We start from the raw sequence: 14367 nt of genomic DNA, 5'->3' as shown, positions 1-14367 counted from the left end.
CCACAACTCCACTGTGGGAGCGAGCCTGCTCGCGATGAGGACATCAGATCCAACATCGCCGTTAGCGAACAACCCTATGTCGCGGACAACGCCTTGAGAATATTCTCCGGCTCAAACCCACGAATCAACGTGCCATTCACATCGAGGATCGGAATCCCCCGGCCACCCAGTGCCTCATAGGCCTTGCGCGCCTCGGTGTCCTTCTCGATGTCAAACTCGCGAAACGGCACGCCTTTCTCATCCAGGAACCGTCGGGTGGCCTTGCAGTAGCCGCACCAATCAGTGGCGTACAGCGCGACGCGGGCGTTGCTGCGAATCTGCTCGGAAACCATCTGCGAGGGATTGAACACCCGTTCGATCTTGCCCCAGTTCTGGTACGCCACCACCACCAGCAAAATCAGCAGAAACTTCTTCAGCACCCCACCGAGCATCAGTTGCGGCGCTTGAGCTGGTCGGTCAGCGATGTGGGCAGCCCCTTGATGATCAACGTGCCGGCCTCTTCGTCATATTCGATCTTGGAGCCCAGCAAGTGCGCCTCGAAGCTGATGGACAAACCTTCGGCGCGGCCGGTGAAGCGGCGGAACTGGTTGAGGGTACGTTTATCCGCCGGGATTTCCGGCGACAACCCGTAGTCCTTGTTGCGGATGTGATCGTAGAAGGCTTTCGGGCGATCTTCATCGATCAGCTCGGACAGTTCTTCCAGGCCCATCGGCTCGCCGAGCTTGGCCTGGCTGCTGGCGTAATCCACCAGGGTCTTGGTTTTTTCCCGGGCATCGTCTTCCGGCAGGTCTTCGCTTTCGACGAAGTCACTGAAGGCCTTGAGCAGGGTGCGGGTCTCGCCGGGGCCGTCGACGCCTTCCTGGCAGCCGATGAAGTCGCGGAAGTACTCCGAAACCTTCTTGCCGTTCTTGCCCTTGATGAACGAGATGTACTGCTTGGATTGTTTGTTGTTCTGCCATTCCGACACGTTGATCCGCGCCGCCAGGTGCAATTGGCCCAGGTCCAGGTGACGGGACGGGGTCACGTCCAGTTCATCGGTCACGGCCACGCCTTCGCTGTGGTGCAGCAGGGCGATGGCCAGGTAGTCGGTCATGCCTTGCTGGTAATGAGCGAACAGCACGTGGCCGCCTACGGACAGGTTGGACTCTTCCATCAGCTTTTGCAGGTGTTCCACCGCCACGCGACTGAACGCGGTGAAATCCTTGCCGCCGTCCAGGTACTCCTTCAGCCAGCCGCTGAACGGATGCGCCCCGGACTCGGCATGGAAAAAGCCCCAGGCCTTGCCTTGCTTGGCGTTATAGCTCTCGTTGAGGTCGGCGAGCATGTTCTCGATGGCCGTGGACTCTGCCAGTTCGGAGTCGCGGGCATGGAGCACGGCAGGGGTGCCGTCGGGTTTTTTGTCGATCAGGTGGACGATGCAATGACGGATCGGCATGGATTTCTCGGCTGATGAAAGAGAGGAGGGCGCGCTCCCCGAAAAAGGGCCCAGTGTACCGCAATCACTGGTTTTGCAACCCAGCAAAGGCCCTTTCAGCCCCGTCCGACGCCCTATATGCATTTTTTTAACGTTTTAGCGCAAGAAAGCTGACCAAATGGGTAGCTAGAGGCGGATATTTCAGAGGCGTTGTGCTAGTTTTGCCCGGTCTTACGCGAAGTCACTGCGTTAAGCGTGCATTCAGCATCTGTCAGGTCGAACCAAACCCGGTTTTCGGCATCTATTACCCCGATCCGTCGCGGTGATTGCCGAGGGTGCCTGATCAAGAGAGATCGGGCTCGATGGCTGACACTGCACTCTGCAATCCATATGAATTTGATAGGGAAGGAACACTACATGGCTCTTACTAAAGACCAACTGATCGCTGATTTGGCTGAATCTGTAGACGCACCAAAAGCTACCGTGCGTGCTCTGCTGGACCAACTGGGCCAAGTCGTTGCCGATCAGCTGGAAAATGGCGGCGAAATCACTCTGCCAGGCGTTGGCAAGCTGAAAGTCACCGAGCGTCCTGCCCGTACCGGCCGCAACCCTTCGACTGGCGCTGCCATCGAAATCGCTGCCAAGAAAGTGATCAAGCTGGTTGTGGCCAAAGGCCTGACCGACGCGGTCAACAAGTAAGACCGCTGTAAAAAAAAACCGTGCCTCGGAGCGATCCGGGCACGGTTTTTTATTGCCTTGGAAAAAGTTGTGGGAGCAAGGTAGCTCCCTCAGTCCTTGCGCACCCAGCGGGCCTGGCGCCAGGCTTGCTGCTGTGCCTCGGTCTGGAAGGTCCAGGCCACGAAACGACTCTGCTTCTGGCCCTGAGACATCTCCACCACCTGGCTGTGCAGCGCCCCGGCCTTTTTCAGTGCGGCTTGAATCGCCGGCAGGTTCGACGCCTTCGACACCAGGGTGCTGAACCACAGCACTTGCCCAGCCACCTGCGCGCTTTCGCTGATAAGTTGCGTCACGAACCGCGCTTCTCCACCCTCACACCATAGCTCGGCGGCCTGACCGCCGAAATTCAGCACCGGCAGCTTGCGCTTCGGATCGGCCTTGCCCAGCGCGCGCCACTTGCGCTGGCTGCCCTTGGTGGCTTCCTCCAGGGACGCATGGAACGGCGGGTTGCACAGGGTCAGGTCGAACTGCTCGGCATCCTCCAGTAAGCCCAGCAGGATCTGCTTGCGGTTGGTTTGTTGGCGCAACTGGATGGCCTTGTTCAACCCGTTGGACTGGATAATCGCCTTGGCCGAGGCGATGGCCGTCGGGTCGATCTCCGAACCGAGGAAGTGCCAGCGGTAGTCGCTGTAGCCGATCAGCGGATAGACGCAGTTGGCGCCGGTGCCGATGTCCAGCACCTTGACTGCCGCTCCGCGGGGGATTTCACCGTCGTTGTGGCTGGCGAGCAAGTCGGCGAGGAAGTGCACATAGTCCGCACGACCTGGCACCGGAGGGCACAGGTAGTCGGCCGGGATATCCCAGTGTGCGATACCGTAGAAGGATTTGAGCAGCGCCCGGTTGAACACCCGCACGGCTTCGGGGCTGGCGAAATCGATGCTTTCCTTGCCGTAGGGGTTGATGATCACGAACTTGGCCAACTCAGGCGTGGACTTGATCAATGCCGGGAAGTCATAGCGGCCCTGATGGCGGTTACGTGGGTGCAGGCTGGCCTTCTCCCGTGGCGCCACGGGTTTGGTCTCAGTGGCGGACTTGGGCTTCTGGCGGGCAGGTTTGGGTGTGCGGGGGGCAGTCATGGGCGGGTCGATTCGGGGATGGGTTCAAAAAAGTGGCGGGCATTGTCCCACATCCAGCCCGTGTGAACCCAACTGCAACGACCGGCGCGACCCCGTGTGGGAGCGAGCCTGCTCGCGATAGTGGTGGGTCAGCTTGCATCAATGTTGAATGTACCTCCGTCATCGCGAGCAGGCTCGCTCCCACAGGGGGTATCCAGTGTTCGTAAGAAGTGATGGCATGAAAAAGGAGGCCACCAGGGCCTCCTTTTTCAGTAGCGAACCGCCGTTACAGGCTGGAGATCCGCCCATGCTGCTCGGCCAGCTTGCCCAAGGCCTGTTCGGCCTCGGCCAGTTTGGCCCGTTCCTTCTCGATGACTTCGGCTGGTGCCTTGTCGACGAAGCCAGCGTTGGACAGCTTGCCGCCGACCCGCTGCACTTCGCCCTTGAGGCGCAGGATTTCCTTGTCCAGGCGCGCCAGTTCAGCGGCCTTGTCGATCAGGCCGGCCATTGGCACCAGTACTTCCATCTCGCCGACCAGGGCGGTGGCCGACAGTGGCGCTTCTTCGCCGGCTGCCAGGACCGTCACCGATTCAAGCTTCGCCAGTTTCTTGAGCAGCGCCTCGTTTTCGTTGAGGCGACGCAGGTCTTCGGCGCTGGCGTTCTTCAGGAACAAGGTCAGCGGTTTGCCCGGACCGATGTTCATTTCGGCGCGGATGTTACGCAGGCCCAGCATGAAGGTCTTGAGCCATTCGATGTCGTCTTCGGCCGCCGGATCGATGCGGGTTTCGTTGGCCACCGGCCAAGGTTGCAGCATGATCGTCTTGCCTTGGATGCCCGCCAGCGGTGCGATGCGCTGCCAGATTTCCTCCGTGATGAACGGCATGAACGGATGCGCCAGGCGCAGGGCCACTTCCAGCACGCGTACAAGGGTGCGACGGGTGCCGCGCTGGCGCTCGACCGGTGCGTTTTCGTCCCACAGCACAGGCTTGGAGAGTTCCAGGTACCAGTCGCAGTACTGGTTCCAGATGAACTCGTACAAGGCTTGTGCGGCCAGGTCGAAACGGAACTGGTCCAGTTGACGGGTCACTTCGGCTTCGGTGCGTTGCAGCTGCGAAATGATCCAGCGATCGGCCAGGGTCAGCTCATAGGCTTCGCCGTTCTGACCGCAGTCTTCGCCTTTATCCAGCACGTAGCGCGCGGCGTTCCAGATCTTGTTGCAGAAGTTGCGGTAGCCTTCGACGCGGCCCATGTCGAACTTGATGTCGCGACCGGTGGACGCCAGCGAGCAGAAGGTGAAACGCAGGGCATCGGTGCCATAGCTGGCGATGCCCTCGGCGAATTCTTCGCGGGTGGCTTTCTCGATCTTCTTCGCCAGTTTGGGCTGCATCAGGCCGGAGGTGCGTTTCTGCACCAGGGTTTCCAGGTCGATGCCGTCGATGATGTCCAGCGGATCGAGGACGTTGCCCTTGGACTTGGACATCTTCTGGCCCTGGCCATCGCGCACCAGGCCGTGGACGTAGACGGTCTTGAACGGGACTTGCGGCGTGCCGTCTTCGTTCTTCACCAGATGCATGGTCAGCATGATCATCCGGGCGACCCAGAAGAAAATGATGTCGAAACCGGTGACCAGTACGTCGGTGGAGTGGAATTTCTTCAGGAATTCGGTCTGCTCCGGCCAGCCGAGCGTGGAGAAAGTCCACAGGCCCGAACTGAACCAGGTGTCGAGAACGTCGTTGTCCTGTTGCAGCGCCACGTCGGCGCCGAGGTTGTTCTTGGCACGCACTTCGGCTTCATCGCGGCCGACATAAACCTTGCCCGACTCGTCGTACCAGGCCGGGATGCGATGGCCCCACCACAGTTGGCGACTGATGCACCAATCCTGGATATCGCGCATCCACGAGAAGTACATGTTTTCGTATTGCTTGGGCACGAACTGGATACGGCCATCTTCCACGGCGGCAATCGCCGGCTCGGCCAGCGGTTTGGTGGAGACGTACCACTGGTCGGTCAGCCACGGCTCGATGATGGTGCCGGAACGGTCGCCTTTCGGGACTTTCAGGGCGTGATCGTCGACGCTGACCAGCAGGCCGGCGGCCTCGAACGCCGCGACGATCTGCTTGCGTGCCTCGAAGCGGTCCAGGCCGGCGAACTGCGCCGGGATCTGGCCGTCGACGCTTTCGTTCAGCGTGCCGTCGAGGTTGAATGCCTGGGCTGCCGGCAATACGTGGGCGTTCTTGTCGAAGATGTTCAGCAGCGGCAGGTTGTGGCGCTTGCCGACTTCGTAGTCGTTGAAATCGTGGGCCGGGGTGATTTTCACGCAGCCGGTGCCGAATTCCGGGTCGCAGTAATCATCGCCGATGATCGGGATACGCCGGCCAACCAGGGGCAGCTCGACGAACTTGCCGATCAGGGCCTGGTAGCGCTCATCGTTCGGGTTCACCGCCACGGCGGCGTCACCCAGCATGGTTTCCGGACGCGTGGTGGCGACGATCAGGTAATCCTTGCCTTCGGCGGTCTTGGCGCCGTCGGCCAGCGGGTATTTCAGGTTCCACAGGAAACCTTTCTCGTCGTGGTTCTCCACTTCGAGGTCGGAAATGGCTGTGTGCAACTTGGTGTCCCAGTTGACCAGGCGCTTGCCGCGATAGATCAGGCCGTCTTCATGCAGGCGCACGAAAGCTTCTTTCACTGCTTCCGAGAGGCCGTCGTCCATGGTGAAGCGCTCGCGGCTCCAGTCCACGGACGAGCCGAGGCGACGGATCTGCCGGCTGATGTTGCCACCGGACTCGTCTTTCCATTCCCAGACTTTCTCGAGGAATTTCTCGCGACCCAGGTCATGGCGACTCTGGCCCTGGGCTTCGAGGCGACGTTCCACCAGCATCTGCGTGGCGATCCCGGCGTGGTCGGTACCCGGCTGCCACAAGGTGTTGCGACCTTGCATGCGACGGAAACGGATCAGTGCGTCCATGATCGCATTGTTGAAACCGTGGCCCATGTGCAGGCTGCCGGTGACGTTCGGCGGCGGGATCATGATGGTGTAGGAATCGCCCGCGCCTTGCGGAGCGAAATAATTCTCGGACTCCCAGGTGTTGTACCAGGAAGTTTCAATGGCGTGCGGCTGGTAGGTCTTATCCATGCGCGGCGGGACCCTATTGGCATTTATTCAGGAAAAGCCGGGAAGTATAGCGGGGCGTGGGGCGCAGGGCGAGTCGGGGTGGTCGTGATCGCTTCATTCAAACTGAGAAACATTGTGGCGAGGGAGCTTGCTCCCGTTGGGCCGCGAAGCGGCCCCAAAACCAGGCGGCGCCATTGCGACTGCTTCGCAGCCGAGCGGGAGCAAGCTCCCTCGCCACAAAAAGCCTAAGCAACCGGGTCGCAGTGTTATTCGTACTGACTCAACAACCGTTCCATCCGCGCATCCAGCCGGCGCTTGATCTCGGTTTCGATGTGCGGGGCGAAGTCGTCGATGACGTCTTGCAGGATCAACTGGGCCGCAGCGCGCAATTCGCGGTCCAGGTGCAGCAGGGCGTCGGGCCCCTTGGCTTCGGCCTTGGCAGCCGGCTTGGGTTCAGGCTGGCCGTTGATCGGCTCGAACAGCAGGGGGATCTGTTCGTCATGCACCACCTCGTGCACGACCGTATCGGTCAGCAGCGGCGGTTGCAGGTTGTCGTCACCGAGCAACTGGCGGATCGATTCGAGGTCATCCAGCAGGTGCGCGGGCTTTTGTGGCGGTTTTGGAGTGTCCATCGTAGGGCTCAGAGTCGCTGTAAACGGTGGTCTTGCAGAGGATAGCCCTGTTCGCGGTAGAAACGGAAACTCTCCCGCGCGGCTTGTCGGATGGCCGGGTCTTCGACCACCACTTCCGCCACGCGGGCGAAGCGCTGGGCAAAGGCCGGTACTTTCAGGTCGAGGTTGACCAGCAGGTCCTGGTGCGGGCCGCAGTCATTCCCCATCCCCAGCACGATCAACCCTTCGGGTTCGTTTTCGGCCGGGCCGTGGGGCACGAAGCTCTCGCCCTTGAATGCCCACAGGCGTGCGTCCAGGTCCTCGCGCTGGGCGGCATCGCTGCAATGCAGGTAGATGCTGTGCCCCATGCGCCAGGCCTTTTCGACGAGCTTGCAGGCGAAATCCAGCCGCGCCGACGGATCGGCGCTGGGCAGGATATAGAAATCGACTTTGGTCATTGCGGTTCCTGAGCCGTCGCTGATGTCACCCGAGGGCGACACCAACGACGGTCATTGGTGTCAGGCCTTGGCGCGGTCCAGCAGGTACTGGGTCAGCAGGGGCACCGGACGACCGGTGGCACCCTTGTCCTTGCCGCCGCTGGTCCACGCCGTGCCGGCGATGTCCAGGTGCGCCCAGTTCAGGTTCTTGGTGAAGCGCGACAGGAAGCACGCCGCCGTGATGGTCCCGGCTTTCGGGCCGCCGATGTTGGCAATGTCGGCGAACGGGCTGTCCAGCTGTTCCTGGTACTCGTCGAACAGTGGCAACTGCCAGGCGCGGTCGTCGGCCTGTTGGCCGGCACTGAGCAATTGGCCGATCAGTTCGTCGTTGTTGCCCAGCAGGCCCGAGGTGTGGGAGCCGAGGGCGACGATGCAGGCGCCGGTCAGGGTCGCGATGTCGATCACCGCTTGTGGCTTGAAGCGCTCGGAATAGGTGAGGGCGTCACACAGCACCAGGCGGCCTTCGGCGTCGGTGTTGAGGATTTCCACGGTCTGGCCGCTCATGGTGGTGACGATGTCGCCCGGACGCGAGGCCGTGCCGCTGGGCATGTTCTCGGCGCAGGCCAGGATGCACACCAGGTTGATCGGCAGTTGCAGTTCGAGCACGGCGCGCAGGGTGCCGAACACGCTGGCGGCACCGCCCATGTCGTACTTCATCTCATCCATGTTGGCGCCCGGCTTGAGGCTGATGCCGCCGGTGTCGAAGGTGATGCCTTTGCCGACCAGTGCGTACGGCTTCTCGGATTTCTTGCCGCCGTTATATTGCATGACGATCAGGCGCGGCGGCTGGGCGCTGCCCTGGCCGACGGCATAGAACGAGCCCATGCCCAGGTCCTTGATCTTCTTCTCGTCGAAGACTTCGACCTTCAGGCCCTTGAACTCCTTGCCCAGTGCCTTGGCCTGTTCGCCGAGGAATGTCGGATGGCAGATGTTTGGCGGCAGGTTGCCCAGGTCGCGGGTGAACGCCATGCCATTGGCAATCGCGGTGGCGTGGGTCACGGCACGCTGGACCTCAACCTGGGCGGCCTTGATGGTCAGCAGGGTGATTTTTTTCAGGGCGCGGGGTTCGGCCTTCTGGCTCTTGAACTGGTCGAACTGGTATCCGCCGTCCACCAGGGTCTCGGCCAACAGGCGGTTCTTGCCGTAGCTGTCGCGGCCCTTGATCACCAACTCGTCCAATGCCAGTGCCGCATCACTGCCGCCCAAGCCCTTGAGTGTGCCCAGTACGCCGGCGATGATTTTACGGAACGGACGGTCGCCCAGTTCGGCGTCCTTGCCCACGCCCACCAGCAGCACGCGATCGGCCTTGAGGTTGGGCAGGTTGTGCAGTAGCAGGCTCTGACCGACTTTGCCGGCCAGGTCGCCGCGCTTGAGCACGGCACTGATGGCACCACCGCTAAGGGTATCGAGCTGGGTGGCGGCCACGCCGAGCTTGCGGTTTTCACCGACGGCGACTACCAGCGTGGCGGTTTTCAACGTTTCTGGGCTGACGCTTTTTACAACCAGTTCCATTTCCGGATCCCTGAGTCAATGGTCAAGAGGCCAGGCGCCGAGGCAATGGCGCGCTGAGCAAGCTTCTTCTATATAAAAGAAGCGCCGGTTTTTGCCGGCGACAAAGGCCGCAGTTTGAACCCCGGCGCCCGAGCCTGACAACCCTCGGCACCCTTAAGTTTTTTGGCTTTAAGTGCCGGCTTAAAGCGTGCGAAGTGACAGGCGCCTCCAATCACAGGATAATGCGGCTCTTTTTTCGGCGGCTCGCGTTGGCGGGCCGACTCGATACGTTTGCTTGTTTGGCCGCCTTAGCCTGACAACCCTGGAGTGTCTGGTTTGATCGTCTTTCGTTATCTATCCCGCGAAGTATTGCTGACCCTGAGCGCCGTGAGCGCCGTGCTGCTGGTCATCATCATGAGCGGACGCTTCATCAAATACCTTGCCCAGGCGGCCTCCGGTGCCCTGGATCCGGGCTCGCTGTTCCTGATCATGGGGTTCCGCCTGCCGGGCTTCTTGCAGTTGATCCTGCCGTTGGGGTTGTTCCTCGGCATCCTGCTGGCCTACGGGCGCTTGTACCTGGACAGCGAAATGACCGTGCTGTCGGCCACTGGCATGAGCCAGCAACGGCTGTTTCGCATGACCCTGTTCCCGGCCACGTTGGTGGCACTGGTGGTGGCCTGGCTGAGCCTGAGCCTGGCCCCCCAGGGCGCCAACCAGTTCCAATTGCTGATCAACCAGCAGGACGCCATGACCGAGTTCGACACCCTGGTGCCGGGGCGTTTCCAGGCCTTGCGCGACGGTACGCGTGTGACCTACACCGAACAGCTCTCAGACGACCGGATCGACCTGAGCGGTGTCTTCATTACGCAAAAGAACCTGTCTTCGGACACCAAGAAGGACCGTGGCATTTCCGTGCTGGTGGCCGAGAAGGGCCGCCAGGAAATCAATCCCGACGGCAACCGCTACCTGATCCTGCAGAATGGCTATCGCTATGACGGCAAGCCCGGGCAGGCCGATTACCGGGCCATCAAGTACGACACCTATGGCGTGCTGTTGCCCAAGCCCGAGGTCAGCAACGAAGTCACCGACCGCGACGCGATGACCACCGCCAGCCTGCTGGGCAACAAAGACATTCGCGCCCGTACCGAGCTGCAATGGCGCCTGTCCTTGCCGCTACTGGTGTTCATCGTGACTCTCATGGCGGTCCCGCTGTCGCGGGTCAATCCGCGCCAAGGGCGTTTCCTCAAGCTGCTGCCGGCGATTCTTTTGTATATGGCTTACCTGACCATCCTGATTTCCGCCCGTGGCGCCCTGGAAAAGGGCAAGATTTCGCCGACGCTGGGCTTGTGGTGGGTGCATGGCATCTTCCTGGCCATCGGCCTGGGGCTGCTCTATTGGGAACCACTGCGCCTGAAGCTGGCCAGTCGCCGCAGCGCGCTGGAGGTGGCCCGTGGTTAAACTCGATCGCTACATCGGCAGCAGTGTGTTCATGGCGATCCTCGCGGTGCTGGGGATCATCCTAGGCCTGGCGACCCTGTTTGCCTTCATCGATGAAATGAGTGACGTCAGCGACACCTACACGCTGACGGACGTGGCGAGCTACGTGCTGCTGACCGCGCCGCGGCGTTTGTATGACATGTTGCCGATGGCCGCGCTGATCGGCTGCCTGATCGGCCTGGGCAGCCTGGCCAGCAACAGTGAGCTGACCATCATGCGCGCCGCCGGCGTGTCCATTGGTCGGATCGTCTGGGCGGTGATGAAGCCCATGCTGGTGCTGATGCTGGTGGGCGTGCTGATTGGCGAATACATCGCCCCGGCCACCGAAAATACCGCTCAGGCCAACCGTTCCCTGGCCCAGGGCGGCGGTGATGCGCAAAGTGCCAAGCACGGCCTGTGGCACCGCCAGGGCGACGAGTTCATCCACATCAACTCGGTCCAACCCAACGGCATCCTCTATGGCGTGACCCGCTATCGTTTCGACGACCAACGGCACATGCTCTCGTCGAGCTTCGCCAAGCGCGCCAACTTTGCCGAGGATCACTGGCAATTGAGCGATGTCACCACCACCCTGTTCCATGACAAGCGCACCGAAGTGGTCGCCGCCGCGCAAGAGCGTTGGGACGTGTCGATCAGCCCGCAGTTGCTCAGCACCGTGGTGATGGCGCCAGAATCCCTGTCGATTACCGGTTTGTGGGGCTATATCCACTATCTGGCGGACCAGGGCCTGAACAACGGCCGCTATTGGCTGGCTTTTTGGGTCAAGGTGTTGCAACCGCTGGTCACCGCCGCGCTGGTGCTCATGGCGATTTCCTTCATCTTCGGCCCGCTGCGTTCGGTGACCCTGGGGCAGCGGGTGTTCACCGGCGTGCTGGTGGGCTTCACCTTCCGTATCGCCCAGGATCTGCTGGGGCCTTCGAGCCTGGTGTTCGGCTTCTCGCCGCTGTTCGCGGTGCTGGTGCCGGCCGGCGTCTGTGCGTTGGCAGGGCTCTGGCTGCTGCGTCGGGCCGGTTGAACATGCACCTGTAGCACGGGGCTGTGGGAGCAGGGCTATGTGGGAGCAAGCTGTGGGAGCAAGGCTTGCCCGCGATGAAGCCCCTGCGGTCTTCCATAGATCGGGGGCGGCTGTTTCGCGGGCAAGCTTTGCTCCCACTTGCGCGCTGTATCAGGTACAATTCCCGGCTATTTTTCGGCGGGCCATGCCTGCAGCCTTTTTGAGTGTTGATCCGTGAGTGATTTGAGTCATATCCGCAATTTCTCCATCATCGCCCACATTGACCATGGCAAGTCGACGCTGGCTGATCGCTTCATCCAGATGTGCGGCGGCTTGGCCGAGCGTGAAATGGAGGCCCAGGTCCTGGACTCCATGGATCTGGAGCGTGAGCGCGGGATCACCATCAAGGCCCACAGCGTTACCCTCTACTACAAGGCCCGCGACGGCATCACCTATCAGCTGAACTTCATCGATACCCCGGGCCACGTCGACTTCACCTATGAAGTCAGCCGGTCGCTGGCGGCCTGTGAAGGTGCGTTGCTGGTGGTCGATGCCGGCCAGGGCGTCGAGGCCCAGTCGGTCGCCAACTGCTACACGGCCATCGAGCAGGGCCTGGAAGTCATGCCGGTACTGAACAAGATCGACCTGCCTCAGGCCGATCCGGACCGCGTGAAGGAAGAAATCGAGAAAATCATCGGCATCGACGCCACCGATGCGGTCACTTGCAGCGCCAAGACCGGCCTGGGCGTGGATGAAGTGCTCGAACGCCTGGTCACCACCATTCCCGCGCCAACCGGCAACATCGAAGATCCGCTGCAAGCGTTGATCATCGACTCCTGGTTCGACAACTACCTGGGCGTGGTCTCCCTGGTTCGCGTGCGCCATGGCCGCGTGAAGAAGGGCGACAAGATCCTGGTCAAGTCCACCGGCAAGATCCACCTGGTGGACAGCGTCGGTGTGTTCAACCCGAAACACACCGCCACCGTTGACCTGAAGGCCGGTGAAGTGGGCTTCATCATCGCCGGTATCAAGGACATCCACGGGGCGCCGGTCGGCGACACCCTGACCTTGAGCTCCACCCCCGACGTCGATGTGCTGCCAGGTTTCAAACGCATTCAGCCGCAGGTCTATGCCGGCCTGTTCCCGGTCAGCTCCGACGACTTCGAGGATTTCCGCGAAGCCCTGCAAAAGCTGACCCTGAACGACTCGTCCCTGCAATACACCCCGGAAAGCTCCGATGCCCTGGGCTTCGGCTTCCGTTGCGGATTCCTGGGCATGTTGCACATGGAAATCATCCAGGAGCGCCTGGAGCGCGAGTACGACCTGGACCTGATCACCACGGCGCCGACGGTAATCTTCGAGCTGCTGCTCAAGAACGGCGAAACCCTCTACGTCGACAACCCGTCCAAGCTGCCGGACCTGTCGGCCATCGAGGACATGCGCGAACCGATCGTGCGGGCCAACATCCTTGTGCCTCAGGAGCACCTGGGCAACGTCATTACCCTGTGCATCGAGAAGCGCGGCGTGCAGCACGATATGCTGTTCCTCGGCTCGCAGGTCCAGGTGACCTACGACCTGCCGATGAACGAAGTGGTGCTGGACTTCTTCGACCGCCTCAAATCCACCAGTCGCGGCTATGCTTCGCTGGACTATCATTTCGATCGTTACCAATCGGCTAATCTGGTGAAGCTGGATGTGCTGATCAACGGTGAGAAAGTCGATGCCCTGGCATTGATCGTGCACCGTGACAACGCGCACTACAAAGGTCGTGCATTGACCGAGAAGATGAAGGAACTGATTCCGCGGCAGATGTTCGATGTGGCAATCCAGGCCGCCATTGGTGGGCAGATTGTGGCGCGTACAACCGTCAAGGCGCTCAGAAAGAACGTATTGGCCAAATGCTACGGCGGCGACGTCAGCCGTAAGCGCAAGCTGTTGGAAAAGCAGAAGGCCGGTAAAAAACGCATGAAGCAGGTCGGTAACGTGGAAATTCCACAGGAAGCCTTCCTTGCGGTGCTCAGGTTGGATAGTTAGGTCCTATGTCGCTAAATTTCCCGCTGTTGCTGGTTATCGCCGTGTTTGTCTGCGGCTTGTTGGCGTTGCTTGATCTGTTGTTCCTGGCGCCTCGGCGCCGGGCGGCCATTGCCTCTTATCAGGGCAGCGTCAGCCAGCCTGATGGTGTGGTGATCGAAAAGCTCAACAAGGAACCGTTGCTGGTCGAGTACGGCAAGTCGTTCTTCCCGGTGCTGTTCATCGTGCTGGTGCTGCGTTCGTTCCTGGTGGAACCGTTCCAGATCCCGTCCGGCTCGATGAAGCCGACCCTGGACGTGGGCGATTTCATCCTGGTGAACAAGTTTTCCTACGGGATCCGTCTGCCGGTGATCGACAAGAAAGTCATCGAGGTCGGTGACCCGCAACGCGGCGATGTGATGGTGTTCCGCTTCCCGAGCGACCCGAACGTCAACTACATCAAGCGTGTCGTCGGCCTGCCGGGCGACACGGTCCGCTACACCGCCGACAAGCGTCTGTTCGTCAATGGCGAATCGGTGGCCGAACAGTTGCTTGGCTCCGAGCCTGGTACGCTGGGCAGTGCCGAGCTCTACCGGGAAAAACTCGGCGAGGCCGAGCACCTGATCCGCAAGGAAATGAGCCGCTACCGCGCCACGCCGGACCATTCGTGGACCGTGCCGGCGGGGCACTACTTCATGATGGGCGACAACCGCGACAACTCCAACGACAGCCGTTACTGGGATGATCCGAACATTCCCAAGGACATGCTGGGCATGGTCCCCGACCGGAATATCGTCGGCAAGGCCTTTGCGGTCTGGATGAGCTGGCCGGAACCCAAACTCAGTCACCTGCCGAATTTCTCGCGGGTTGGCCTGATCAAGTAATCACACACGGCGCTGTTGAACACAGCGCCGAATGCTTTTCTGGAGCCTGCACAAGGTTGCCCGA

General features: G+C 61.0%; 12 protein-coding genes. 5 read left to right on the top strand and 7 right to left on the bottom strand.

The features are described from left to right. Window positions 1-74: 74 nt before the first annotated feature. The gene (locus PSH86_RS24605; protein ID WP_109754763.1) at window positions 75-431 is read right to left on the bottom strand and encodes a glutaredoxin family protein; all 357 of its coding nucleotides are present in this window, start codon (window positions 429-431) and stop codon (window positions 75-77) included. After that, window positions 431-1435, bottom strand: coding sequence for a nucleoid-associated protein YejK (yejK, locus tag PSH86_RS24600; RefSeq protein WP_014340016.1), 1005 nt, complete (start codon window positions 1433-1435; stop codon window positions 431-433). Before yejK ends, PSH86_RS24605 begins: the two co-directional genes overlap by 1 nt. A 396-nt stretch (window positions 1436-1831) precedes the next feature. On the opposite strand from yejK, the gene PSH86_RS24595 reads away from it, so the two are divergent. Beyond that, window positions 1832-2113 (top strand): HU family DNA-binding protein, encoded by a 282-nt coding sequence (locus PSH86_RS24595; protein ID WP_058544106.1) that lies wholly within the window; start codon window positions 1832-1834, stop codon window positions 2111-2113. An 89-nt stretch (window positions 2114-2202) separates the two neighbouring features. Here PSH86_RS24595 and rlmF read toward each other — a convergent pair whose 3' ends face one another. The 5 genes from rlmF to PSH86_RS24570 form a co-directional block, all read right to left on the bottom strand. After that, window positions 2203-3228 carry a 23S rRNA (adenine(1618)-N(6))-methyltransferase RlmF gene (gene rlmF, locus PSH86_RS24590; RefSeq protein WP_305485516.1) on the bottom strand — a complete coding sequence of 342 codons (1026 nt, stop codon included), beginning with the start codon at window positions 3226-3228 and terminating at the stop codon, window positions 2203-2205. 265 nt (window positions 3229-3493) lie between these two features. Then, window positions 3494-6340: a valine--tRNA ligase gene (locus PSH86_RS24585; RefSeq protein WP_232201138.1), complete on the bottom strand. Its 2847-nt coding sequence runs from the start codon at window positions 6338-6340 to the stop codon at window positions 3494-3496. Between the two features lie 245 nt (window positions 6341-6585). Continuing rightward, the gene (locus PSH86_RS24580; RefSeq protein WP_109754759.1) at window positions 6586-6951 is read right to left on the bottom strand and encodes a DNA polymerase III subunit chi; all 366 of its coding nucleotides are present in this window, start codon (window positions 6949-6951) and stop codon (window positions 6586-6588) included. Between the two features lie 8 nt (window positions 6952-6959). Continuing rightward, entirely contained in the window at window positions 6960-7388 is a 429-nt protein-coding gene (locus PSH86_RS24575; protein WP_305485513.1) for a DNA polymerase III subunit chi, read from the bottom strand. Between the two features lie 60 nt (window positions 7389-7448). Then, the gene (locus tag PSH86_RS24570; protein ID WP_305485511.1) at window positions 7449-8939 is read right to left on the bottom strand and encodes a leucyl aminopeptidase; all 1491 of its coding nucleotides are present in this window, start codon (window positions 8937-8939) and stop codon (window positions 7449-7451) included. 315 nt (window positions 8940-9254) lie between these two features. On the opposite strand from PSH86_RS24570, the gene lptF reads away from it, so the two are divergent. The 4 genes from lptF (at window position 9255) to lepB (ending at window position 14303) form a co-directional block, all read left to right on the top strand. Beyond that, the gene (gene lptF, locus PSH86_RS24565; RefSeq protein WP_305485509.1) at window positions 9255-10376 is read left to right on the top strand and encodes an LPS export ABC transporter permease LptF; all 1122 of its coding nucleotides are present in this window, start codon (window positions 9255-9257) and stop codon (window positions 10374-10376) included. Then, window positions 10369-11430 (top strand): LPS export ABC transporter permease LptG, encoded by a 1062-nt coding sequence (gene lptG, locus PSH86_RS24560; RefSeq protein ID WP_109754755.1) that lies wholly within the window; start codon window positions 10369-10371, stop codon window positions 11428-11430. The genes lptF and lptG overlap by 8 nt, the downstream gene beginning before the upstream one ends. A 213-nt stretch (window positions 11431-11643) precedes the next feature. Then, window positions 11644-13443, top strand: coding sequence for a translation elongation factor 4 (gene lepA, locus PSH86_RS24555; protein WP_109754754.1), 1800 nt, complete (start codon window positions 11644-11646; stop codon window positions 13441-13443). 5 nt (window positions 13444-13448) lie between these two features. Continuing rightward, window positions 13449-14303 carry a signal peptidase I gene (lepB, locus tag PSH86_RS24550; RefSeq protein WP_109754753.1) on the top strand — a complete coding sequence of 285 codons (855 nt, stop codon included), beginning with the start codon at window positions 13449-13451 and terminating at the stop codon, window positions 14301-14303. Window positions 14304-14367 lie beyond the last annotated feature (64 nt).

Origin of the sequence: Pseudomonas sp. FP2300, from assembly GCF_030687595.1 — a bacterium.
GTDB classification, from domain to species: Bacteria; Pseudomonadota; Gammaproteobacteria; order Pseudomonadales; family Pseudomonadaceae; genus Aquipseudomonas; species Aquipseudomonas bijieensis.
Note: the sequence above shows the minus strand (reverse complement) of the source record. Positions and strands in the feature narration are given on the sequence as shown.

Excerpts from the sequence above, each read along its gene's own strand:
- PSH86_RS24605 (WP_109754763.1), bottom strand. The coding sequence starts at position 431 with ATGCTCGGTGGGGTGCTGAAGAAGTTTCTGCTGATTTTGCTGGTGGTG.
- yejK (WP_014340016.1), bottom strand. The coding sequence starts at position 1,435 with ATGCCGATCCGTCATTGCATCGTCCACCTGATCGACAAAAAACCCGAC.
- PSH86_RS24595 (WP_058544106.1), top strand. The coding sequence starts at position 1,832 with ATGGCTCTTACTAAAGACCAACTGATCGCTGATTTGGCTGAATCTGTA.
- rlmF (WP_305485516.1), bottom strand. The coding sequence starts at position 3,228 with ATGACTGCCCCCCGCACACCCAAACCTGCCCGCCAGAAGCCCAAGTCC.
- PSH86_RS24585 (WP_232201138.1), bottom strand. The coding sequence starts at position 6,340 with ATGGATAAGACCTACCAGCCGCACGCCATTGAAACTTCCTGGTACAAC.
- PSH86_RS24580 (WP_109754759.1), bottom strand. The coding sequence starts at position 6,951 with ATGGACACTCCAAAACCGCCACAAAAGCCCGCGCACCTGCTGGATGAC.
- PSH86_RS24575 (WP_305485513.1), bottom strand. The coding sequence starts at position 7,388 with ATGACCAAAGTCGATTTCTATATCCTGCCCAGCGCCGATCCGTCGGCG.
- PSH86_RS24570 (WP_305485511.1), bottom strand. The coding sequence starts at position 8,939 with ATGGAACTGGTTGTAAAAAGCGTCAGCCCAGAAACGTTGAAAACCGCC.
- lepB (WP_109754753.1), top strand. The coding sequence starts at position 13,449 with ATGTCGCTAAATTTCCCGCTGTTGCTGGTTATCGCCGTGTTTGTCTGC.